Genomic DNA, 23,680 nt, shown 5'->3' with positions numbered 1-23,680 from the left:
ATCATGAGTGACAGCCAGACGCTGGTGGTAAAACTTGGCACCAGTGTGTTAACGGGCGGATCCCGCCGCCTGAACCGCGCCCACATCGTAGAACTGGTTCGCCAGTGCGCGCAGCTCCATGCCGCAGGGCATCGTATTGTTATTGTTACCTCAGGCGCGATTGCCGCCGGACGTGAGCATCTTGGTTACCCTGAACTCCCGGCAACGATAGCCTCGAAACAGCTGTTGGCAGCGGTAGGGCAGAGCCGACTGATTCAACTATGGGAACAGCTTTTCTCGATTTACGGTATTCATATCGGGCAGATGCTGCTGACGCGTGCGGATATGGAAGACAGAGAGCGCTTCCTCAATGCCCGCGATACCCTGCGCGCGCTGCTGGATAACAACATCGTTCCGGTCATTAATGAGAACGATGCGGTGGCGACCGCTGAAATTAAAGTGGGTGATAACGACAACCTCTCAGCGCTGGCGGCAATTCTGGCTGGAGCCGATAAGCTGCTGCTGTTGACCGATCAGCAGGGCCTGTTCACCGCCGATCCGCGCACCAATCCGCAGGCGGAGCTGATCAAAGACGTGCACGGTATTGATGATGCGCTGCGCGCCATTGCCGGAGACAGCGTCTCGGGTCTGGGAACCGGCGGGATGGGAACAAAACTGCAGGCCGCCGATGTCGCGTGCCGCGCCGGGATCGACACCATAATTGCCGCAGGCAGCAAACCGGGCGTCATTGGCGACGTGATGGAAGGCGTTTCCGTTGGGACGCGTTTTCATGCTCAGGCATCTCCACTGGAGAACCGTAAACGCTGGATCTTCGGCGCGCCGCCTGCCGGAGAAATTACTGTTGATGAGGGCGCTACCGCAGCGATTCTGGAACGCGGCAGCTCATTATTGCCAAAAGGCATTAAAAGCGTGACAGGCAACTTCTCTCGTGGTGAAGTGATCCGCATCTGCAATCTCGAAGGGCGTGATATTGCCCACGGCGTCACCCGCTATAACAGCGATGCGCTGCGCCGTATTGCCGGACATCACTCACAACAGATCGACACCATCCTGGGCTACGAATACGGCCCGGTCGCTGTCCATCGTGACGACATGATCACCCGTTAAGGAACAGGCATATGCTGGAAAAAATGGGCATTGCTGCCAAAGCCGCGTCATATAAGCTGGCGCTGCTCTCCAGTCGCGAAAAAAATCGCGTACTGGAAACCATTGCTGATGAGCTGGAAGCGCAAACCGAAAGCATCCTCAGCGCAAACGTACAAGATGTTGAGCAGGCGCGAGCCAACGGCCTGAGCGATGCGATGCTCGACCGCCTGGCCCTGACGCCAGCGCGTCTGAAAGCGATTGCTGACGATGTACGCCAGGTGTGTAATCTCGCCGACCCGGTCGGGCAGGTGATTGACGGTGGGCTGCTGGACAGCGGTCTGCGTCTGGAGCGTCGTCGCGTCCCGCTGGGCGTGATTGGCGTAATTTATGAAGCGCGCCCAAACGTCACCGTTGACGTTGCCTCCCTGTGCCTGAAAACCGGCAATGCCGCGATCCTGCGTGGTGGGAAAGAGACCTACCGGACGAACGCCGCCACCGTGGCGGTTATCCAAAAGGCGCTGGAAGCCTGCGGTTTACCCGCGGCTGCCGTACAGTCGATTGATAACCCGGACCGCGCACTGGTCGCTGAGATGCTACGGATGGATAAGTACATCGATATGCTGATCCCTCGCGGTGGCGCGGGCCTGCACAAGCTGTGTCGTGAGCAGTCGACTATCCCGGTCATCACTGGCGGCATTGGCGTATGTCATATCTATGTTGATGATACCGCGGAGATCGCCCCGGCCCTGAAGATTATCGTCAATGCCAAAACCCAGCGTCCGAGTACCTGCAACACCGTAGAAACTCTGCTGGTGCATCAGGATATCGCCGCGCGTTTTCTGCCAGCATTGAGCCAGCAGATGGCACAAAGCGGCGTAACTCTGCACGGAGACGAAATGACGCTGGCTACATTGAAAGCAGGACCTGCTAATGTGGTTGCGGTGAAAGCTGAAGAGTATGACGACGAGTTTCTGTCGCTGGATTTGAACGTGAAAATCGTCACCAGTCTGGATGATGCCATCGCCCACATCCGCGAGCATGGTACCCAGCATTCCGATGCGATCCTGACGCGTACGCTACGCAACGCCGATCGTTTTGTGAATGAAGTCGATTCTTCCGCTGTGTACGTTAACGCTTCTACGCGTTTTACCGATGGCGGCCAGTTTGGACTGGGTGCGGAAGTGGCGGTAAGTACGCAAAAACTGCACGCGCGTGGTCCAATGGGGCTGGAAGCACTGACTACATACAAATGGGTTGGCTTCGGCGACGACACGATCCGTGCGTAATTGAAAACGGGCGATTCCATAATAGCACTCTGATTTTCAAGGCTATTAAGGCATCGCCCTGTTAATTCTAACCTTCACTCCACTGCCACATTTTTCTATCCTGCGTTTTAACATCATCAGTCTGGTTATGACCCATGCGTCCCTGTGCCAGAAAGGCGATGTATCACAGAATTTTCCCTGCCAGCATGAATTTTCCTGGTCTTAAGTTCACGTATTGTTCCCATGGCCCGATCTATTAGAATCAGTCTCATTTTTATGAGGAGTTGTTGCGTGAAATCGGATATTCACAAACATCGCATTCCTGTAGTGCCGCTCGGCAACCCGTTTCCCCCCCGCCATTGTTCGCTGTGTCCAAAGGGAGCGGCAATTGATCGTGATAATCAACACCGATTAATAGACAAAAGAAGAAGGTTTAAATCAGGAGAGATACTCGCCCGGCAGGATGAAGCCGCAAACATGCTTTTTGTTATTCACGAGGGATACTGCAAGTCCAGCGTGGAATGCGGTGATAACGATTTTATCAGTCGCTTTTATGTTCCGGGAGATATCATGGCGCTGGATGCTGTCGAAGGGGGGAAGTACCTGACAACGATTAAGGCGGCAACGGCTGCGGAGGTATGTCATATCGATATTGCGCGGTTGTTCAAAGTAGCAGAAAAGGATCCGTCGGTTGCTGCCGCAGTCATCAAGTTTCTCTGCAGGGACAATGGATTCATTGTTGAAAAACTGCGGCGCTATGCGAATAAACATGCTGAGGCCAGGATCGCTGCTTTTCTGGTGGAGTTTTACGAGATGCATTTACGTATTGGCAGGCCAGAAACGACGCTTCACTTGCCATTCTCCCGGGAGGAAATTGCCAGTTATCTCGACCTTAAAATTGAAACCGTTAGCCGGTCATTTAAATCCCTCGAACAACAAAATTTGATTACCCTACATCGGGTGCGAACGGTAACACTTAATAGTTATTTGGGATTAAAAGGTTTCAGCTAAATCTCTCCTGTTGAACGTTATATAACTCTTGATATTCCAGGAATATTCTTTTTATATGGAAAATTCCTGGTTTTATTTCTGTGAAATAATTATCAATTCGAATACTAATCCTCCAGCTTAGCGATTCTTTTATAAGAATATTCCCCCTCATATGAATATTTCATGAGAATTTTCTTGTGAAGTTAAAAAATTAGCATAATTGCAACAAATAATAAGCATTATAGAGAAAATATGGAGGCGTTAATTATCTTTATGTTTTGTAAGGGTTTTGCTTAGGTGGTATTTGTATGATCTTTTTGATATTTATCAAAAACATAAAAAAGATGAATTGTTTGGTATTGCTTATTTATGTGGGTGATAATTCTGAAATAAGGCACATTTCAAGTAATTTTGTCTTAGGAGACTTCTTAGATAAAATTTTTTGTGGGAAAATTCTTAGTTTTTTGTAATTTTTGCGTTTCAGGGTTTGTTGAGATGTTACTTAATTCAAATGATAATTTTTTGGCGCGGCAATTCTGGCTCGCAATTAATGGAACCGCTGGAGTGACTTAAAAATAAGACTCGGTGGTGAGTTTGTTCTTAGGAGAAGATAAAAATGAAAAAATTATTATTAGTAACCTCTCTGGCTTCTGTATTTGTTGCAGCAAATGCAATGGCAGACGTTACTGCTTCTGCAACTGCCTCGTGGGACGCGACGGCAACAAAAGATACCACCAGTATGTTGGTTGTCACCCCGCTGAACTCTTTGACTTTCCAGTATGCTGAAGGACTGAAAGCCTTCAACTCTCAGGACGGTGCTTTTGATGTGACTATTCAGGGTCAGGAAACGGCAACTGATTTTGAGCTGACTGCTCAGATCATTAGTAACACGCTGACCAACGCCAGTGGCGATGCGTCTACCCTGAACGTAGGGGTGGCATGGAATGGCACCGCGCTGACTAACTCATCAGATACTGTCCTGGTTAACTCCAGCTCGACTTCTGGTCTTGAAAGCCTGATGGCTGATGGCGCTTATAACGGTGCTGCTCGTGTCAGCGATCAATCCAACTTCAAATTCACCATCGCGTCAGCGACTTCTGATGGTAGCCAGGCAGTAACGGATTACTCTGCTCTGCCAGACGGCTATTGGACTGGCGATGTAAAAGTACAGTTTAATGCAACCTGGACGACTCCGTCTGCCTAAGTAATAAAAATTCGGGAGAATTTTTTCTCCCGAATTTATCAGGAATGGCGTCATGAAAAAATATTTACCGGCAGTGATGTTGGTAGGGTTAGTAGCATCTTTTCCCGGATGGGCAATTAATGTGGGTGAAATCACATCGATAATGACTTCTGCTGAGAGTTCATTATCGAAAGAAATTACTAATACAACTGATGCGGCGCGTTATGTCAGTGTTTCGGTAAAACAATTGTCATCACCTTTGGCGGGGGGAGTCGAAATAAAGCCTGTCAATTCCGGAGAGTTACTTTCTACACCTGCCAATCTTATTCTTCCTGGTCAAGCAAAGGATGTTTTCCGCTTCTTTTATAAAGGACCAGCAGATGATCTCGAACGTTATTATCGTCTGCAATGGATAGATGAGCCGGTCACCGAGAGCGCGGAAACCCGGGCGAATAAAATGGCGGTAGCAACAGCGTCGGCAGAAATTGGCACTATTCTGGTGGTCGCGCCGCGAAAAGAACGTTTTGAATATAGCCGAAATGGCGATGTTATTACCAATACTGGCAATGTTTCGTTTCGTGTGATCGCCTATGGCGCCTGTAAGGATAAGGCTCGCGATCAGGGACGAGGTTGTCGCGAACGCTATTACATTATGCCAGGTACAAAAATAAAACTGCAGTTCACCGACATTAGTAATAGCCGCTCACGCATTGGTATCTGGCACGGTAAGCAGTTTATTACAGTGAAGTGATGGTCAATAGCAGCCATCTGTACGGGATAAATAAAAATACCGGATTGTAAGGATGCATATGACAACAAAATATATTGTCGGCGGTAGCATTTGTCTTTTTCTTGCGCTGACACCAGGAACTTCACATGCAGCCCCAGTAAAAGTGGGTAATTACGTTATTCCCAGCGCTTTCGCCCGTTCACTGGAGCAGGGAATGACGGTGCCGGTATATATTCGTTACAACGAGACTGACGAGAAAAGTCAGCAAAAAATTGCCGATGCGATGATTTCGCTTGTTGATGGCAATATTACAGTTAAAGCCCTGACTCTTGCTGAATTGCCTAATAATGCCGTGTTATCTGGAAAAACTCGTGCGTTGGTAGAAAAAATTCGTGATGTGAAATTTCACGATAACACCAATATCGAGCTATCGGACAATGCACGCCTGCAACTCAACGTCTCTTCATTTCACCTGGAGATGATAGTCAGCAAAGATGCGTTAACTGAAGCGATTGTCGCACGCAGTAGCCTGCTTGGACCTTCCAGCGTGGAGTCTCTCTCTAACGTCCTGAATTATAACTTTGGTACCTACTACAACGATTATCATAATGGCAGCAGTACCCGCAGCTATCTGACGGTGGACAATACAACATCGCTGCGTGAGCACCATATCAATATTAACGGTTCGTTTTACGGCATCGGCGACAGCAACGGCACCAGTAAACTCTATCGTGCGATGTATGAGCGTGATTATGACGGGTATCGACTGGCGCTCGGGATGCTCGACACCTGGAACGTGCAGTCTATTGCTAGTTTGAATGCGTTGAATGGTGGGAAAATTTACGGTGTGAGCTACGGAAACAAAGGAAGTACGGTTGTTGAGAATACCGCGCTTTCACTCACGCCGATTACCGTATTTTTGCCAGCCGCTGGCGAGGTTCATGTCTTCCGTGATGGGCGTTTGCTCAGCGTGCAGAACTTTAATATGGGCAGCTATGAAATTGATACCAGTCGCTTTCCGTATGGTGTGTATGACGTCACGGTAGATATCGTGGTCAATGGCCGGACAATTAATAGTCGTATCAGCAGGGTTAATAAAATCTTTGCCCGCCAACAAGCCGCCGGGATTGATCAGCTTTCGTGGCAACTGTTTGGTGGCTCACTGGATTATGACCGTGTGAGTTACAAGCGAAATCATTATCAAGATTTGGGCAACGAGCAGACCTGGATTGCCGGGGGGGCCGCATCGGTGACGCTGGCGATATTATCGGGGCTGGGCCTGAAATCCACGCTCTACGGTTTTGACAACAATGCGGTTAATGAAACGGATGTCACGCTCAATGTGAATGAATACGTAAGTATTGGCAATCAGACGCTAGTGGCGAACGATTCGTCATGGCGAAATATCAGTAACATCAACCTTAATGTCCCTGAGGGATACGGTTCCCTATGGGCATCTCGTGAAGACAGTAAAATTGGCGATCGTCTGCCTATACAGGAGCGTGATAATTATTCCATTGGCGGGACTCTTAACCTCGGAAAGTTTATTCCTCATGGCGGCTCGCTCACCGTGAGTCAGACGGAGAATCGCTACTCGGGAAATAAATATCGTAATCTGGACTACAGCACGACCCTTTATTCAGGCAGGTATGCCACGGTTGGGTTGCGTGCAGGTATTCAGCGTTATTACTACAACAATCGGAATGACGATGGGCGACAGGAACGTTATGTCAGTCTGGATTTATCATTGCCGTTGGCGACCTGGTTGAGCATGGGCGTCTCCCGGGATCGTTATGGCAGTACTCAGGGTAATCTCAGCGCGCGTAAGCAGTATGCTGAGGGCCCGATTAAATCGGTCGGATTGTCGGCATCAACGCGTCTGAGTGGCGAACAGTATTACGACAATAATTATTCGGTAAACGGCAATTTGAGTTATGACACGAAATATAACGCCGGCACCGTATCGGTAACGCGTTCTGCTGACAACTCCACCAATATGAACTTCTCTTCCCAGGGTTCTCTGGCGTGGGCAGGTAAAGATTTCGGCCTGAGTAAAGAGCGGCAGCGGTCCGGCATCATTGTGAAAACAGATTTGACCGGTGAAGGGAAACTGGCTGCGAAGATTAATAACCGCAATTATCTTCTCAGCGGTAAATCAAATTTCATTGCACTGCCGCCCTATGCTCAGTACAAGCTGGAAATCCTCAATGATAAAAACTCTGAGGACAGCTTCGATATTGTTTCAGGACGCAAACAGGAGCTGACGCTATATCCGGGTAACGTGGGTGTTATCAATCCTGAAGTGAAAAGCATGGTCACTGTATTCGGGCGCATTCGTTATCCCGATGGACAATTGGCTGCAAATACCGATATCCATAACCACATCGGTAAAACGCGTACGGATGAAAAGGGTGAGTTTGCTATCGATATCGATAAAAAGTATCCGGTCATCACGTTAATTTCAGCCAATGGCAGCATATGCGAAGCCGATCTTGATTTGGAAAAAGCACGCGGCGCAGCGTGGGTTGGCGATGTGAAATGTGCAACGCAAACCACGATGGCGCAGAGGTAATAAAATGAAAGTATTAATTAAATTAGCTACTGTAATCTGTGCCGTAGGGAGTTTTTCACCTGTGCCTGCTTTGGCGTTGAATGCAATCTCTTCCGGCTCAGTTAGCAATAACTATTTGTTTATCGAAAATGCCATTGATAGTGAATACTTTATTACCCCATCGGCACTTGATCCGCGTTTCAGCGGGTCAAACACGTGGATAAAATACGGTACCTCTCAGGTGAGTCTCGGGTATTTAGGTTTTGTCGGCTGGACTGCGCCTGGAAATTATTATCAGGACATGTGGATTGATAACTCCCCGATTAACGGGCCTTTCCGGGGAATCCGTTGTTATAGTGGCACCCAATGCCCATCAACCGGGTTTATTGCCGGATTGGGCACTGACAAAAACGGTTTTTATCATGCGCAGGTCGGCTCTGTCGCAGGCGTTATTGGTGGCGCCTACGGATTCGCTTCCCTGACCGATACTGCTTATGAGTACTTTCGCAATGTGCCTACCGGTAGCAGCGAAACCTACGTGTTCAACCGCTGTTATACTTCTGTAAATTATGATTATTCTTCCGGGCAACGGTGCAAAGACCAATCGACAGGATCATGGAATTACGTCAATTACACGTTAACTAAACGCGGTCATCTGTCACTTGTCTCGACTAACGCATTTCAGGAGCTTTGGGTTGCCAGCGACGGTACGCCGAGCATCACCAAAGACTCTGGTTATTGCGAACTTGGCGTGGTGGGCGGTACTGACGGTGTGATTTGCAAAATGGTGAGTTATAACCTGCAACAAACGGCCAATCTGACCGCCTCCTTGACGTTTCGCGCTTTTGTCGATACGGCGATGCTTGGTTTTACGCCCGGAGCGGCCACCGTGAGATACTCCGGGAATGGTTCAAACTGGTATAACTATGGTACTTCAACTGCTTATTACAACGTTTTTACGACCTCTGGAGAATACATTTATATTTTTCTGTCAAAAGCATTTTTGAAGAATCTTGTCGATTCAGGGATCAGCATTACTAACAGTCAGCCCTTTACCTTCGGCTTTTATAATGGCTTAACACCAGAGTCAGGACACTACCAGTTTACCCCTTCGCTACAGCTCAATATTGTGCCGAAGGAGTATGGGATCAGTATCGTCTCTTCGGACAACACAGCTTCTGCGAGCGGTAGTGGCACGATTGGCGATGCCGCTCCTATAGAAATGGAGTACACCGTAACCGTCTCAGGCCCCCGTCAGGCAGACAGTATCACCGCGCAAGTTATTGGGGAAAGTACGACGATAAACAGTGTCCCTTACTGTCTGTTTACGTCTGCGCAAGGCGGGCTGTCCGTCCCTATTCCCGCTTTTCTGCAGTACAACAGTCAGTCGGGGGGCGTGGTGCAAAAACGAAATAGCTGCAGTGAAGCGGCAGTCAGTATGAGAGATGCGCAGTGGCAACAGACGCCCTGGGACGCAAATAACAATGACGATGGAAGCTATTATGCTACTGATTTGAAATTGCTTTTCCCAATGAATGATTCGCGTTCGATGTTAACCGTTTCCGGCGCTGACTGGGAAGGTGTCGTCAGCGCCAGTGGAGAGATAAAAGTCACGGCGAATTGGGTGGGAGTGACGCCATGAACCGCCGTCGTCTGGCGCTTAGATGGGTATTTATTCTACTTTCCGGTCTGACAGCATTCTCTACACAGGCAGTCTACCTGGAGTCGACCATTTATGAGATGCCATCGGATAAAGCATTTATCAGTAAACGAATCTATAACGATAGCCAGAAACAGAATTTATACAGTATCGGCGCAGTAAAAATTGATAAGCCGGGACCGGGAGGTGAAAACAGAAGTGATATTGCTGAAGGCGAACTTCTGTTTACTCCGCTGAATTTTTCACTGGCTCCGCAGGCGAGTGAGTTTTTTAAGATTTTCTACCGCGGGCCGCAGGATGATAAAGAACGCTATTACCGAATTCTGTTTCGTGAAATGCCGATCACGCTGTTTACCGAACGTAATCAAGGGAAAGGCGGGCAGGCTCTCCCGGTGATCGCTATGGACACCATATTGGTTGTTCGCCCGAGAAACATAAATCTGGCCTACACCATTGATGAGGCTAACGGAACACTGAAAAACACTGGGAATACTTTTTTTAAAATCATCGTACACCAAGGGTGCAATTCAACCGATGATGAAGCCACCATACGTTATGTGTTGCCGGGTGAAACCTGGCGTAGTAGTGAGCTCAAAACAAAAAACCGAAAGTTTATCGTAGCGTTGCAGAAATACATCCCAGTAGGTCAGGGGTGCTTCAAACTCAATCAATAGTAAGCATTGAGTCTGATCCGATATGTCATGGTTAGATATCGAACCTATACTGTAACTATCTTTATACAATGCAGTATTCAGCTCAGCACAGATGAAACTTTGGTCATTTGTACTCCATGTCACGGTATTCAAGAGTCAGGTAGTATGAAAAGTATAATTAATGATCAGGTTGAGTACGATTCCACCAGAAAAAGCCTGAAACATCGCGATACTACAATAATCCTTTCGGCATCTACAGCGAGACTACTTGAGCTATTCATTGCCCATAAAAATCAACAACTCCATCGTGAGTTTATCATTGAAGAAGTATGGAAAAAGCATGGCATGGCCCCATCGGGTCATAGCCTTAATAAAAGTATCAGTATATTGCGAAAAGCATTTAGTGAGTTGGGGGCCGATAATCCCATTGAAACATTGCCCCGGCAGGGATTTTTGTTCCATGCTTCGGTCAATGATGAACAGTCATCTTTCAGTGGAGATGTACCTGTTCGTTCGGTAACAGAAACGGTGAACTCACCCGCAACACCGAAACGCAAAAATATTGTTCTGTTCATTTTATTGTTTGCCTTTCTTGGGAGCTCTGTTTTGATATTGCCAGCTCTTAATTCAGGTGCCACGAATTTTATCTATATCAGGGCAATAGGTGATTGTGAACTTTATACTGCCGATGACAATAATGCTGATAAAACGAAAGCGTTTTTATCTTCTGATATGTGGCGAAAAATAAATGCGACTTGTCATGATGGCAAGAAAATAATTGTTTTTTATGATGATAATAATTTATCGGCAGGTAATGATCTTAAAGAGAATTTTTTGGGGATCTGTACGCTGGATAAAGGAGGGGCTGCCCGTGAATGCGAAAATTATCTTTATTAGCGGGGCGATCTTTCTTGCGGTGATAACAGCATACTTTTTTTATCGCCATCAAGAACCTGAGACGCTGACCTGCTCTGCCAAGAATTACCTGCATCTGGAGGCGCAAACTCAGGGCGTAAAAATTGAAGGTGAAGTTCTGTTGGTTTTTCGTATTTCTTCCGCTACCGAAGGGCGGGTATCCCAGATAGGGAGCCTTAATATTCAGGGTAAGCACTATGCTGTAGATCGTAATGTTGTCCTGAATTTTATTGGCAAAGACCGTGACGGATATCTGCAGACTCGTCGCTTGGCTATTGTCAAAAATAAAAATGACAATGTTCCCGATGACATTACCGAACTGCTTATGTCTCAACAGGATATTTTCTATTATAAGGTCATCCGTATCGCAGGAAATGTCTATGCAATAAGAGATCTGCGACGTACGCTCATGGTTTGTCGGGCAGCATAAATCAAGGTAATGTGTTAGTATTTTGATTTTTGTGGTTGTATATTTTGTTGTTTCTTGCATTCGTGGTTTTTTGTTTTGCCTTGTAGTGAAAATGAGTAAAAGGATTTGTACTGATGAAAATTAGGAATTTTCCTTTTTTGATATTTAAAATGGATTTACCATTTAATGGAAATACGCATATGGATAATTGTGATTATAAACTCTGAAATTACGTGATATGGCTTATGGATAAAGTTAATTCACGAACCGCCTTATAATTGCTGGAGGCTGAAGGTGTTGTATATTCTCTCGTGTATATAACGAGGGACCTGCTATGCCATAAATTTAAGTTGGTGGTAACTATGAATGCGAAAAAGGTTTTTCTGCTCAGTTATGATATTTTTCTTTTCTCAGGGATAAAAGCGTGGCTGCCAAATCTGGTACTGGTTGATGCGCGATCATTTATTTCTGGTACACAGTCAGTTATTCCACGATACCCGTCCTGTTTGCTGGTGATCGATAACCGGTTACCATTGCTACTGGTCAGGAAATGGTTTCAGAGAAATAGCACGCAGTTTATCAACATCAACTGTATTGTTCTTCGGATGAATGAAACTCGTTCTGTTAATCGAGGATACGAGGAGTATGCTTTCATTAATGGACGAGAATTATCTGATCAATTGATTTCTCAGCTAAGAGCCAATTTAATGGCACCCAATGAGGTTGTGGAGGTCACTAAAGGTTCGACGATTTTTAATTTTCATTTGACTGAATTTGAAGAGGAAATGTTGTATTCATCATTCACAAAAGAAAAATTGCACGACTTTTGTATTGCTAACTCACTAACAACTAAGTCAGTTTATCGATATCGGGAGCGGATAACCGCTCGTCTGGGATTTTCTCATTTTAATGAAACTATCATTTTTTTAACCAGGAATAATTTATTGCATGAAGGCTACCCGACAAACAGTCATTCTGGTGAGAATGTAATTTATGGCGATGCATATGATGTTTCAGATTCTGGCCGACTGAGTATGGCAATAAGGAATGAAGAAATCATTCCTTATTTTCAGCCCATCGTAAATATCAATGGGGACGTCTGTGGTGTTGAGGTTTTAGCTCGGTGGCCACAGGGCCATAATTATGCGATTTCTCAGCGTGAGTTTATACCTCTGGCTGAAAAAAGTGGCTTAATGAATGAGTTAACGAGCTATTTAATGACCACCGTCGCGCGTAATCTGGTCGACGGAAGCGAGGATATTAATAAAACGCTATTCGTCTCCTTTAATGTCAGTCCATCAGGTTTAAGTAATCCTGTTTTTTATTGGGAATGCCTTAACTTTATGGAGATAACGCAAAGACTACCGATAAAATTAATGATTGAAATAACCGAAAATCAGACTCTAACTATCACTCCAGCTCTCAAAGAGCTGATACGATCGTTGCGAAACAGAGGGGTGCTGTTTGCTTTAGATGATTTTGGCACGGGATACGCTAATCTCTGCTATCTCAATGAGTTAGACCTAGATGTAATCAAAATTGATAAAACGTTCATCAAGGCTATTAAAGAAGTTGAGCAACATATCCCTATGCTCGAGTCAATCATTCATCTTTCCGGACTCCTGGGGTTACGCATGGTGGCGGAAGGCGTTGAATATGGCTATCAGCAGCAATGGTTGCGGAAAAATAATGTGGATTACCTGCAGGGTTATCAATTTTTACCGCCAGTGATGTTTGATGATTTTATGCGTTTTTACAAGCAGTCTGTAGGGCTGTTTGAATCAGCGTCGGATTCAACTTTTTCAGCGTAAACCTGTCGTGAACATCAGGGGCGGATGCCTCTGATGCCGGTTTTTTTGCCGAGGTTGGTACTACAGATCCTGCCTGTCTGGTGAAGACGATAGCCAGTTCTGAGTGAAACATTGTTTGTTTATGTGTCTTTTACAGGGTATTTATAGCGGTATCAGCGTTAATCAAACCGCTTCCGAGGTTAGTCTATAGCCATGTGTCATTTCCTGACAAAATTAAGAGTCTGGCTTCCACCACCACTCATCTTAATATTATTCCTCATCGCGGATGCGTTGACGGCGATCCCGCGTTTCACATTTGGCGCGGCGACTATCGTAATAAGTGCATTGTTGGCTAGCGCCAGTTTGGCGATGATACTGCATACCGCGTGGCAGATGCGGAAGAAACGTACGACGCTAAACCCACTGCATGCAGAGAAATCGACCACGCTTGTTACTGGCGGATGTTATGCCTGGAGCCGCAATCCAATCTATCTTGGAATGAGTGGACTCCAGTTAGCTTTTGCTCTCTACGTCGGTAGCCTGATTGGAATATTGGCTGCACCACTGTTTATGCTGGCGGTTGCCAGATTGCACATTGATTTTGAAGAGGAACAACTGCGAAAACATTTCGGGCTGGAATGGAAACACTATGAGCAGCGTGTTCGCCGCTGGTTATAGCGTTCCCTTGCCGCGTACAGGATGCCTGTGACGACACGATTCGTGCGTAATTGAATCCGGATGATGCAAAAATAGGCGTTTGATTCGCAAGGCCATTGACGCGTCGCCCGGTTAGTTTTAACCTTCTACCCCGTGCTCACATTCGTGGACATGTCCTTTTCAGGGCCGATATAGCTCAGTTGGTAGAGCAGCGCATTCGTAATGCGAAGGTCGTAGGTTCGACTCCTATTATCGGCACCATTAAAATCAAATTCTTACGTAAGATCTTATCATTCTCCCACCAAAAAATTATTTTCATGTAACAGCTGGTGTAAGTAAATTCTATCAACGAAGATCAATCTTATCTACTGACCAAAAAGGCCTGATAGGGCTTCGCTCACTATACATCCGTGGCTGCAGGTTTAGTTGTCCATGTCTACACCACTCCTAAATTTAATGTGTTGGCAATGTGTTCAATAAAGCTCGAACAAATTAGCTCATTATGATCGGTTAATACTTCAACTTCTGGTTGCATGATTGTTTGTCCGTAAAAAGATAACGCGCCCGCCGGGTAGTAGCAGGCGCATTACGCAATAGGTAAACAAGGGAGGAAGTTCAGAAATGTAAATCGGGAAGGTTGTACGCAATGTTCATCGTACTACGTTGTTACGGCTTTGCCGCAACAAGCCAGTTGCCTGCCGCGCTCGCAGAATGTCTACAGCCCGGAGATAAGGAGATTGTTCCTGCCAGCTAAATCCCTTCCTGTCTATACGAACCAGCTCGTATTTTTCTACCAGAAAATTCACGGCATCGGCTAGGGTGATACCGGCATCGATGTGTTCCTTAATCACAGCCTCATTGCAGAATGGCGTGTCGTTTATTGTCAGACCATAGTGCTGTTCCAGCAGACGTGTCAGTAACATTTGCCAGACAGCCACGGGTGACAGGCAGGGCTTCACCGCCCGCTGAGTTGTTGCAGGTAAAGTTTTCATGTTTGCTCTCGTGAAGGTAATTAACGCTGAGTGGGGTAAATGGCGATGTATACGTAGCCGCAACTGCCAAGGGTGTCGGCTTCGCAGGTTAAATCGTTGTGGTACAGGGTAACGCAGTGGGCATGGTGGGTGCTGAGTTCACCAGTGGTCAGCATCGATTCCATCTGGCGGATAAAGTGCGGGAATGTTTCATCCAGCTTCCGGTATTCGATGTCACTGAACTTGCCGGTCATGCTGGCCCGGTCAGCCAGATAATGCAGTCGGTTGCCTTCCTGCACCAGACGGGCTCCCAGACGTGGCGTGATATCACGCTGCAGACCCCATGTGATTTTGCTCATTGATAACCTCTTTATTGTCAGTTCAGGGTGATGCTCATCAGGCAGGCATAAGGCCCCTCGCGGTCCTGGCGGCGTTCGGCGTATACCGCCAGGACTCCTGTGATATCCGGAACGTCCCTGCCGGTGTAATGGCAGACGCTACCGTGCCACTGGTATTTGCCGGTGCAGAAACGAAAGATTCGGGACTCAGGATGCTGGCGGTATATCGTCATTGCCCGGCGTTTACTGATAATTTTCATGTAATACCTCACAGCAGACCGTGTTCTGCGAACGAATAGATTTGCCTGCCGCCGACAATCAGATGGTCAGGGACACGGATATCCACCAGTTGAAGTACCTGAACCAGTCGCTGCGTGAGGGCTTTGTCAGCCTGGCTGGGCGTCGTCTCGCCGGAAGGATGGTTATGCGCCAGTATTACCGCTGCCGCGTTGAAGTACAGAGCGCGCTTGACCACCTCGCGGGGATGTACCTCGGTACTGCTAATAGAACCGGCAAACAGGGTTTCGTGGGCAATCAACTGGTTCTGCTGGTTCAGATACAGCACCCGGAACTCTTCCCGTTCAAGCGCGGCCATATGCAGCCGCAACCACTCCCGGACGGCATGAGTGGAGGTGAAGGCTACCCCAGGCTCATGCAGGTGCCGCTCCAGAGCCCTGAGCGCCCGCTGAATGAGACGCCGGTCCTGTGGCGTTATCTCGCCGGGTAAAAAGGAAAGCTGTTTCATTCGTTGCTCCTCCGGTCAGTCAATGATACGCAAAATGGCGTGGGCTTCAGAATGCTGCAGGGCATAGTCCCGCAGGCGGTAATAGTGCGCGGTCATTGCGTCACACTCTGTACGGCAGGCGTGATGGCTGTATTCAATCAGGCAGACAGCAATGCCTGCGGCTTCAGCACTCATGTCCGCGCCATTGCCGTTCATACCGTTGAACAGATGCCATTTATCGTCAACGTCAGCATCAGGGGCCATAAACGCGCCGCCATTGCTGAGCGTGTAAAAGGACCAGATACCACTGTTGTACTCGTCACAGAAGCGGTCCATCCAGGCGAAAATGCGGGGTTCCAGCGTTATCCATTGTGGGATAGAGCCAAAGTACTGCGGCCAGAAGCAGATACGCTGTTCGTCGGGTATCTGCGTTACGGTCAGTTCAAATTCGGATTCGTTAGCAGCAGATGCGAGGTTGTTTTTTGTCGCTGTTGTCATGGGTATGTCTCCGTCAATAAAAAAACGCCAGCGGCGACGGCTGGCGTATGCGGTAATAATGAGTGTTCGGGAAGATTAAATGTTGCTGGTAAATCATGCGGAGCCAGCAGATGGATACGTCCGTACAGATGCCTGGCTTGCGGGTATAGCGGTTAAGACCTTCACCGGCATCCGGTTCAAAGTTCCATGCCTGCCCTAGTCGTCTTCAATGTTAACGCCGGTGATACTGGCAGGAACTAATGGCCCTGCTGCGCAATCAGCCGATACCCACTACGGTAGGTCATAAAGCGATTAGTGAAACGACTTCAAACCTTCAGAATTATTCATTACTCCCCCCCTGAAAAATAATAAAAAAGCGGCAGAATCGTGAGATTCTGCCGTTAGTTGTGTATGTTCAGAGGAATGATATATATCTGAATATTTTTATAATGCTGATAGGCCGTTTTGTGCCAAAAGCAGAAGCTGGTAATTCGTGTCTAATATACTTCACTTAACGTATATCCCAGCTCTGGTACAGAATATGCAAATTAAATACCCAAGAAGTGGCAGGCTGATTAACAAAGAACTCCTTCGATTATAGGATGATTTGTATCGGCACTCATCACACCATGTGCTCGATTCACGCCGCATAGTCAGTTGAATTTTGCTACTCTGTAAGAGGTGGTAAGCATTATCCAATACGGATTTAAATCAATGGAATAAATGATTATGAGTGAAAATGAAACAATCCCAAAGAAGTCTCACAGCCAGATTAACAAAGCTGTATTCTTTACATCTGCTTTGTTAATTTTTCTTCTTGTCGCTTTTGCCGCTGCATTCCCGGATGTTGCTGACAAAAATTTCAAACTACTTCAGCAACAAATCTTCACGAATGCAAGCTGGTTCTACATCCTTGCTGTGGCCCTGATTTTATTGAGTGTCACGTTTCTGGGACTCTCACGCTACGGTGATATCAAGCTGGGTCCGGACCATGCGCAACCTGATTTCAGCTATCACTCCTGGTTTGCGATGCTTTTTTCGGCAGGGATGGGGATCGGCCTGATGTTCTTTGGCGTTGCTGAACCGGTGATGCATTATCTCTCACCTCCCGTTGGCGCCCCAGAGACTGTTGCGGCAGCGAAGGAAGCAATGCGGCTGACCTTCTTCCACTGGGGTCTGCATGCCTGGGCAATATATGCCATTGTAGCGCTGATTCTGGCCTTTTTCAGTTACCGCCACGGTCTACCTTTAACGCTGCGTTCTGCACTCTATCCCATTATTGGCGATCGCATATACGGACCTATAGGCCATGCGGTTGATATTTTTGCCGTTATAGGTACGGTCTTTGGCGTTGCAACATCGCTGGGTTACGGTGTTTTGCAGGTGAATGCCGGTTTGAACCACCTATTCGGGGTGCCCATTAATGAAACGGTGCAGGTCATTCTGATCGTGGCCATCACGGGGTTAGCGACGATTTCTGTGGTGACCGGCCTAGACAAGGGAATACGTATCCTGTCTGAGCTCAATTTGGGCCTCGCGTTGTTGCTCCTGGCGCTGGTCCTGTGTCTGGGGCCAACTGTGCTTCTGCTGAAGTCATTTGTGGAAAATACCGGCGGTTATCTTTCGGAACTGGTGAGTAAAACGTTCAATCTTTACGCATATGAACCTAAGTCGAGCAACTGGCTGGGGGGCTGGACATTACTGTACTGGGGATGGTGGCTTTCATGGTCGCCATTTGTGGGGATGTTTATCGCACGGGTCTCACGCGGCCGAACCATTCGCGAATTTGTCACCGGTGTGCTGTTTGTTCCGGCCGGCTTTACGCTCATGTGGATGACGGTGTTTGGTAACAGCGCAATCTATCTCATTATGAACCAGGGGGCGACCGATCTCGCCAATACCGTCCAACAGGATGTCTCGCTGGCCTTGTTCAATTTCCTGGAGCATTTCCCGTTCTCCTCCGTGCTGTCATTTATTGCAATGGCTATGGTCATCGTCTTCTTTGTCACATCTGCTGACTCGGGGGCAATGGTTGTAGATACTCTGGCATCAGGTGGGGTGGCAAACACACCCGTCTGGCAGCGAATCTTCTGGGCATCGCTCATGGGAGTTGTTGCAATTGCGCTTCTCCTTGCGGGAGGGCTGAGCGCGCTGCAAACGGTGACAATAGCAAGTGCATTACCCTTCTCCGTGATCTTGCTGATATCCATATACGGGCTGTTAAAAGCCCTGCGTCGAGATTTGACTAAGCGTGAAAGCCTGAGCATGGCGACTATTGCTCCTACGGCTGCACGTAACCCAATTCCCTGGCAGAGAAGGTTACGCAATATCGCGTATCTGCCGAAACGATCTCTTGTGAAACGTTTTATGGACGACATTATCCAGCCTGCCATGACGCTGGTTCAGGAAGAACTGAACAAGCAGGGGACGATAAGCCACATTAGTGACGCAGCCGACGATCGTATTCGTCTTGAAGTGGATTTGGGCAACGAGCTGAATTTTATATATGAAGTGAGGCTTCGCGGGTATAGCTCACCCACCTTCGCGCTCGCCGCAATGGATAATGATGAGCAGCAGACTGACCAACATCGATATTATCGCGCTGAGGTTTATCTCAAAGAAGGCGGTCAAAATTATGATGTGATGGGCTGGAATCAGGAACAGTTGATTAATGACATACTGGACCAGTACGAAAAACACCTGCACTTCCTGCACCTGGTTCGTTGATAGCAAAATGCCGTCCTAGGGGGCGGCAATTATTTATCCCGACCGCAATACGAGGGAATGCAGAATGATTTCACGCTGGCAATGGATTCTGAAGCAAACATTTAAGAAACTCTGGTTCAGAGCTACGTTATTCGCAATTGTCGCGATAATAACGGCTCTTTTATCTATTCTTTTTAAATCAATGATTCCTGAGTCGGTTTCAGTGAAGGTTGGTGCGGAAGCAGTTGATAACATTCTGAACATACTGGCATCGAGTATGCTGGCAGTGACCACATTTTCGCTGAGTATCATGGTCACAGCCTACGGTTCAGCCACTACTAATGTTACTCCCAGAGCAACGCGTTTAGTTGTGGAAGACGTAACCACACAAAATGTACTGGCCACCTTCATTGGTTCCTTTCTCTTCAGTCTGGTAGGAATTATTGCCCTCAATATGGGAGCCTACGGAGAAAGGGGAAGAGTCATTTTATTCATTGTCACACTCGTTGTCATTGCCCTCATCCTCATCACATTGCTTCGTTGGATACAGCATTTGACCTCTCTGGGGAGGGTCGGTGAGACAACAGCAAAAGTAGAACAGGCGGCCATCGAAACATTTATTGCGAGAGCCAGAAATCCCTGTCTCGGCGGATATCCATGGCTTGAGAGCTATGAACAGCCGAAAGGAACGGTTGCAGTTTATCCGAAGAAGATTGGCTATGTTGAATATATTGATATGGAGAAACTCAGCAAGCTGCTGGCCAATGATCCTCGTCATGTATACCTTGTGGCGCAACCAGGCAGTTTCATTCATCCGTCCATGCCAGCTTTGTACCTGAGTCAGGGCCAGGAGTCATCAATCTGCGCCGATTTACTTGAGACGATCATTGTCTCGGATGTGCGTTCATTTGCTCAGGATCCCCGATTTTGTCTTAGCGTCATGGCCGAAATAGCCTGCAGAGCCCTTTCACCCGCAGTGAACGATCCTGGAACCGCAATCGATGTCATTGGCAGAGGTGTTCGTATACTTTCTGCTTACGCGCAGAATAAGTCTCATGAAATTGAAGTGACCTATCCTTCAGTACACGTTGCGCCACTTCAGAACAACGATCTCCTGGAAGACTTTTTCTCACCTGTCGCACGCGATGGTGCCAGTATGAGAGAGATTCAGATAAGAGTGCTCAAAGGGCTATCTATGCTGAGTACGGGTTGGCCTGAGATGTTTGCTGATGCCGCGCACACTCTGGCAATTGAAACATTAGAGCATGCAAATCGCGCTGACCATATAGACTCCGATAGAGAATTCATAAAATCAATTTATTTTGATTTGTTTTTTGATGAAAACGCTAATAAGCAATCATAGTTGTGGAGCAAGCGATTTGGTTGCTAGCGAGACAAGAACAAAGCGTCTGCATGAGAATGGGCGTCTGCTTTGTATTAGAAGAGAACATACTGAGTCTTCATCACTTTTGCAGCAGGCTTTATCTCTACGTAAGACATCGCCTACAATCAAATATTTCGGTTTAATACCAGGAGAACACTAAATGTAGAAATTATGTCTACTCAGTTCGGAACAGACTACTGTTTTTTTATTCCGTAGCTGAGACCATCATATTTCCTCCAGCAAAGGAGATAAAAATGGAAAAATTATTTACCCAGTTTCAGACCGGTGATACTGACCTGGTAAACCGCGTCGTTATGGCCCCCATGACCCGCTCACGGGCAATGACTAGTGATACCGCTGATGAACTGACCGCAAAATATTATCAGCTGCGTGAATCCGTATGGGGCAAACCGGAGGTCGTCCGTGACGGGCTCAGGGATCTGGTTCGCCGCACGGGCGCAGATGAAATTATGGTGAACTCATGGCAAGGCACTCGTCTTTGCCGCTCTTCAGAAATAATGCTGAGTATTCTACCGGAAAGGCAAAAGGATCATTTACCAAAGATAATGACGAGAAAGTCATTGACGAAGCGGGGAAGGGGTTAAGTCATCAATCCATATCAAAATATCAGACGCCTGTTTACGCTATGCGGGCGTCCGCTTTTCGCTCACAGCGGACCTTCAATCCAGTAAGTATGTCGGCTTCGTGCTATGAGTCCAGCGATTATTGCAAGAATCGAAATACGCTAACCAACTGGGATCGGGGTACGTCGGCAATCGAAGCTGCAGGCAGGTAGCTCCTGCAGCCAGTATTGTTAACATTTCAACAGCAGCACTCTGCTTCTTTTTCACTACATTCTTCACAAATTCTGCAAGAGCAGAAGTCCTCAAGGTTATTGCACTGGCTACATTTTTTGCAGGTACAGTCCGACTCTTTCTCGTCACAGTTCTCACAAGTTCCACAAGTACATGCACTCATCATGTGTGCACACTTATCACAAATTTTATCCATAGTTTCTCTCAACCGCTAAATAAACAATCTCAACATAACACGTGATTATTTTATCATTGCTATATAGTCAACTAAAACTGGCCACTGCGCTCATTATTCGGAAGTGCCTGGACTAATCGGTGGAAATAAAAAATGAAAAAAATAAACCCTGACTGCTCCTGGCAGTCAGGTATGTTGTTATGGATGGAAAGCACAACTGTCACTCGTTAGTGCAGTCTGCTAATGTTGGCAGTGCCTTCGTAGCGTTCGTCAGGTCAACGCTGAAGGTCCCCGCTTTGCGGTCATTGACGTAGACGTCGAACTGCCTGGCCTTACGGATATCCATGATGAAACTAAACCAGGCATTATCCCCGTTACGCCAGCCAAGGGTTGAGGGAATGGCGTATTGCTTATGGGGCCCATCACCACTGTGATGTCGGTACTGTCATCATGCGAGCTGATCGTTTTATCCCCTGCGAGGGTCAGAAAAACCGATTGCTGGTAAATACCGTTCTGGTCCGGATTTTCCGTGCAGTTGATGGTAAACATCTTTCCGCTGCTATCCGTCACACTGTATTCCGCATTGCCCTGACCGTACCCCTGTTGCCAGAGTCCCGAAACCGCAGAGGCATTGAAGCTGACAAGCAGCACGCCAGCGAGCATGAGCCGACTTAAAGAATTTATTTTCATTTCTGTCTCCTTTGTCTTTGTATTTATTCCCGGTTATCAGGATTTGAGGGTATCAGCAGCCGTCCCATCAGTTTGCCGTCATGGGAATATTCAAGGAAACGCTCCCGGGTGCGCGGGTCCGTTTTCTCGTGGTATTCCAGGCTGATGTTGTCGGCAATACACAGCGCATTCATCAGCGGCTGCACGGTTTTCTCCTCCATATCCACGAGGTAGTAGTAACAGCCACCCTCGCAGCCATCGGGCGACTGACGGGTACGTAAGACCTGCATAGTGGGACCAGAAAGAGCAATCTGCGACCACTCTTCCCTGACATCATCCTGACGGCTCACCACATCGCTGAAGCGCGGAGGCGTGAGGTCCTTAAATTTACTGATAGCTTTCAGGTCATCACTCCTGTCATCGCAAGCGCTCAGAAACAGAGTGGAGGCAACCAGCGCCAGTAGAGGTAGTGTTTTACGTTTCATTATTTTTTCCTGAAATCAGACGAACCACTTTGGTAAAGACATAAATCCCCACGAAAATACCCACCGGCACGCCGACGAACGGCGTCAGCGCGACACTGGCAGCACCGGCTGCGCCACCTCCCGTCAGTAGTGCGGCAACGGTTGCAAGTGTCAGGGCCGTGAGGCTGTCGGACACTCCAGTTTTGTTCAGAATGATGACGATGATAACAATGGCGATAATGGCAATAACAGGCACTGGGCTCCTCCCTGTTGCCGGGTTGATAACAACGCCTGCGCTATTCCGGTGGGCTGTCAGCCGGAACAAACGTAAGCAGTGAATGCTGGATAAAGCGAAAATGGGGTAAGGCCTGAATGAAGACCGGGTCTTCAGTCAGGCGGCACAGACTGTCATTCCGGCGAAAAGTCTCCTGCAAAGGCTGAATCAGATGGATTTCATCAAGTGTGAATAAGGCGATATGTCCGTCGTGCTCTGCCACCAGATACCAGGCCTGCTGGTGGATAAGTAACCGGCAGGGAGCCAGCCGCTCACAGCGCTGCTCCTCGGCAATCAGCGTCACCCGCCTGCGCCCGGTAATGGCCTGAATCAGTCGCCAGAAAGACAATGCGCCTGATGGCGAAGGAGCCGGACTGGCGGGTGCGATTACGCAGGGAGACTCATCGCACATCAGCAGTGCGTTTACCAGACGACGGTCAAAGCCAGGGAAAAGACCGGCCATCCCGCTGCGGTGGGCAAAGATAAGCACGTCGGGCACCATCTGCGTCTCACTGCCCGCAGTGCGTAAGCGGCAATATCCGGACTGATACTCCAGGTCCAGATACATCAGCCGCTCACGAAAATCACGCCGCAGCGTGCGCACCGACACACCAAACTCAGCGGCCAGCTTACGCACACTCAGTGTTTCCCCTGCCACCAGACGGCTGATTATCAGTGACAGCCTGACAGCCAGCCGGTCATGGCGGCGTTCTGCCTGTGTCATGAGACGTTCTCCGTGAAAGTTAACTGACTGAAAATGATGTGATTACTTTAAAGAGGGGGTCGGACAGGGT

The 23,680-nt window shown here is 47.8% G+C and carries 22 protein-coding genes, 1 tRNA gene and 3 pseudogenes; 16 read left to right on the top strand and 10 right to left on the bottom strand.

Annotated features, from left to right (window positions below; genetic code table 11):
* Positions 1 to 3: 3 nt before the first annotated feature.
* The 13 genes from proB to SK39_RS06740 all read left to right on the top strand — a co-directional run bounded on the left by proB (position 4) and on the right by SK39_RS06740 (position 14,150).
* Positions 4 to 1,107, top strand: coding sequence for a glutamate 5-kinase (gene proB / locus SK39_RS06800; protein WP_003031373.1), 1,104 nt, complete (start codon positions 4 to 6; stop codon positions 1,105 to 1,107).
* Between the two features lie 11 nt (positions 1,108 to 1,118).
* Positions 1,119 to 2,372 carry a glutamate-5-semialdehyde dehydrogenase gene (gene proA / locus SK39_RS06795; protein ID WP_048216811.1) on the top strand — a complete coding sequence of 418 codons (1,254 nt, stop codon included), beginning with the start codon at positions 1,119 to 1,121 and terminating at the stop codon, positions 2,370 to 2,372.
* A 270-nt stretch (positions 2,373 to 2,642) separates the two neighbouring features.
* Entirely contained in the window at positions 2,643 to 3,362 is a 720-nt protein-coding gene (locus tag SK39_RS06790; protein ID WP_003843782.1) for a Crp/Fnr family transcriptional regulator, read from the top strand.
* Positions 3,363 to 3,957: 595 nt separating this feature from the next.
* Positions 3,958 to 4,545, top strand: coding sequence for a common pilus major fimbrillin subunit EcpA (ecpA, locus tag SK39_RS06785; RefSeq protein WP_003031365.1), 588 nt, complete (start codon positions 3,958 to 3,960; stop codon positions 4,543 to 4,545).
* Between the two features lie 52 nt (positions 4,546 to 4,597).
* Positions 4,598 to 5,275, top strand: coding sequence for an EcpB family pilus assembly chaperone (locus tag SK39_RS06780; protein WP_003031363.1), 678 nt, complete (start codon positions 4,598 to 4,600; stop codon positions 5,273 to 5,275).
* A gap of 58 nt (positions 5,276 to 5,333) precedes the next feature.
* The gene (locus SK39_RS06775) at positions 5,334 to 7,826 is read left to right on the top strand and encodes a CS1-pili formation C-terminal domain-containing protein (RefSeq protein WP_048216810.1); all 2,493 of its coding nucleotides are present in this window, start codon (positions 5,334 to 5,336) and stop codon (positions 7,824 to 7,826) included.
* A gap of 4 nt (positions 7,827 to 7,830) precedes the next feature.
* Positions 7,831 to 9,447 (top strand): hypothetical protein, encoded by a 1,617-nt coding sequence (locus tag SK39_RS06770; RefSeq protein ID WP_008324500.1) that lies wholly within the window; start codon positions 7,831 to 7,833, stop codon positions 9,445 to 9,447.
* Entirely contained in the window at positions 9,444 to 10,139 is a 696-nt protein-coding gene (locus SK39_RS06765) for a fimbrial biogenesis chaperone (protein ID WP_048216809.1), read from the top strand. The genes SK39_RS06770 and SK39_RS06765 overlap by 4 nt, the downstream gene beginning before the upstream one ends.
* Positions 10,140 to 10,283: 144 nt before the next feature.
* Complete coding sequence (locus SK39_RS06760) at positions 10,284 to 11,015, top strand: winged helix-turn-helix domain-containing protein (RefSeq protein WP_048216808.1); 732 nt, start codon at positions 10,284 to 10,286, stop codon at positions 11,013 to 11,015.
* Complete coding sequence (locus tag SK39_RS06755; RefSeq protein ID WP_003838775.1) at positions 10,990 to 11,463, top strand: hypothetical protein; 474 nt, start codon at positions 10,990 to 10,992, stop codon at positions 11,461 to 11,463. Before SK39_RS06760 ends, SK39_RS06755 begins: the two co-directional genes overlap by 26 nt.
* A gap of 341 nt (positions 11,464 to 11,804) precedes the next feature.
* Positions 11,805 to 13,253 carry an EAL domain-containing protein gene (locus tag SK39_RS06750; RefSeq protein ID WP_048217399.1) on the top strand — a complete coding sequence of 483 codons (1,449 nt, stop codon included), beginning with the start codon at positions 11,805 to 11,807 and terminating at the stop codon, positions 13,251 to 13,253.
* Between the two features lie 192 nt (positions 13,254 to 13,445).
* Positions 13,446 to 13,910, top strand: a complete 465-nt coding sequence (locus SK39_RS06745; protein WP_048216807.1) for a methyltransferase family protein — start codon at positions 13,446 to 13,448, stop codon at positions 13,908 to 13,910.
* Positions 13,911 to 14,074: 164 nt separating this feature from the next.
* Positions 14,075 to 14,150 (top strand) — tRNA-Thr (locus SK39_RS06740).
* A 389-nt stretch (positions 14,151 to 14,539) separates the two neighbouring features.
* On the opposite strand, the gene ykfI is transcribed toward SK39_RS06740, so the two are convergent.
* The 6 genes and pseudogenes from ykfI to SK39_RS27810 all read right to left on the bottom strand — a co-directional run.
* Positions 14,540 to 14,881: a type IV toxin-antitoxin system toxin YkfI gene (gene ykfI, locus SK39_RS06735; RefSeq protein ID WP_003031349.1), complete on the bottom strand. Its 342-nt coding sequence runs from the start codon at positions 14,879 to 14,881 to the stop codon at positions 14,540 to 14,542.
* Between the two features lie 20 nt (positions 14,882 to 14,901).
* Positions 14,902 to 15,219 carry a type IV toxin-antitoxin system YeeU family antitoxin gene (locus tag SK39_RS06730; RefSeq protein ID WP_003031347.1) on the bottom strand — a complete coding sequence of 106 codons (318 nt, stop codon included), beginning with the start codon at positions 15,217 to 15,219 and terminating at the stop codon, positions 14,902 to 14,904.
* A 17-nt stretch (positions 15,220 to 15,236) separates the two neighbouring features.
* A complete protein-coding gene (locus SK39_RS06725) occupies positions 15,237 to 15,458 on the bottom strand; it encodes a DUF987 domain-containing protein (protein ID WP_003031346.1) in 222 nt (73 codons plus the stop codon).
* An 8-nt stretch (positions 15,459 to 15,466) separates the two neighbouring features.
* A complete protein-coding gene (locus SK39_RS06720) occupies positions 15,467 to 15,943 on the bottom strand; it encodes a JAB domain-containing protein (RefSeq protein ID WP_003031345.1) in 477 nt (158 codons plus the stop codon).
* A 15-nt stretch (positions 15,944 to 15,958) separates the two neighbouring features.
* Positions 15,959 to 16,420: an antirestriction protein gene (locus tag SK39_RS06715; RefSeq protein ID WP_003031344.1), complete on the bottom strand. Its 462-nt coding sequence runs from the start codon at positions 16,418 to 16,420 to the stop codon at positions 15,959 to 15,961.
* A gap of 112 nt (positions 16,421 to 16,532) precedes the next feature.
* Positions 16,533 to 16,625: pseudogene (locus tag SK39_RS27810) on the bottom strand (DUF905 family protein); the annotation flags it as partial.
* Positions 16,626 to 17,128: 503 nt separating this feature from the next.
* Here SK39_RS27810 and SK39_RS06710 point away from each other — a divergent pair.
* The 3 genes and pseudogenes from SK39_RS06710 to SK39_RS27805 all read left to right on the top strand — a co-directional run.
* Positions 17,129 to 19,126, top strand: coding sequence for a BCCT family transporter (locus tag SK39_RS06710; protein ID WP_016245729.1), 1,998 nt, complete (start codon positions 17,129 to 17,131; stop codon positions 19,124 to 19,126).
* Between the two features lie 64 nt (positions 19,127 to 19,190).
* The gene (locus SK39_RS06705) at positions 19,191 to 20,468 is read left to right on the top strand and encodes a DUF2254 domain-containing protein (RefSeq protein ID WP_003036928.1); all 1,278 of its coding nucleotides are present in this window, start codon (positions 19,191 to 19,193) and stop codon (positions 20,466 to 20,468) included.
* A gap of 275 nt (positions 20,469 to 20,743) precedes the next feature.
* A pseudogene (locus SK39_RS27805) lies at positions 20,744 to 20,887 on the top strand (oxidoreductase); the annotation flags it as partial.
* Between the two features lie 812 nt (positions 20,888 to 21,699).
* Here SK39_RS27805 and yfjT read toward each other — a convergent pair.
* The 4 genes and pseudogenes from yfjT to SK39_RS06680 all read right to left on the bottom strand — a co-directional run bounded on the left by yfjT (position 21,700) and on the right by SK39_RS06680 (position 23,610).
* A pseudogene (gene yfjT, locus SK39_RS06695) lies at positions 21,700 to 22,169 on the bottom strand (protein YfjT).
* Positions 22,170 to 22,192: 23 nt separating this feature from the next.
* Positions 22,193 to 22,633: a YfjS/YafY family lipoprotein gene (locus tag SK39_RS06690; RefSeq protein WP_003029616.1), complete on the bottom strand. Its 441-nt coding sequence runs from the start codon at positions 22,631 to 22,633 to the stop codon at positions 22,193 to 22,195.
* Positions 22,623 to 22,868, bottom strand: coding sequence for a protein YpjK (gene ypjK / locus SK39_RS06685; RefSeq protein WP_003029614.1), 246 nt, complete (start codon positions 22,866 to 22,868; stop codon positions 22,623 to 22,625). Before ypjK ends, SK39_RS06690 begins: the two co-directional genes overlap by 11 nt.
* A gap of 40 nt (positions 22,869 to 22,908) precedes the next feature.
* Positions 22,909 to 23,610, bottom strand: a complete 702-nt coding sequence (locus tag SK39_RS06680) for a DeoR family transcriptional regulator (RefSeq protein ID WP_048216806.1) — start codon at positions 23,608 to 23,610, stop codon at positions 22,909 to 22,911.
* Positions 23,611 to 23,680 lie beyond the last annotated feature (70 nt).

This window comes from Citrobacter sp. BIDMC107 (assembly GCF_001037575.1).
GTDB lineage: Bacteria > Pseudomonadota > Gammaproteobacteria > Enterobacterales > Enterobacteriaceae > Citrobacter > Citrobacter freundii.
The sequence above is the reverse complement of the archived record's forward strand: the minus strand, read 5'-3'. Positions and strand labels throughout refer to the sequence as shown.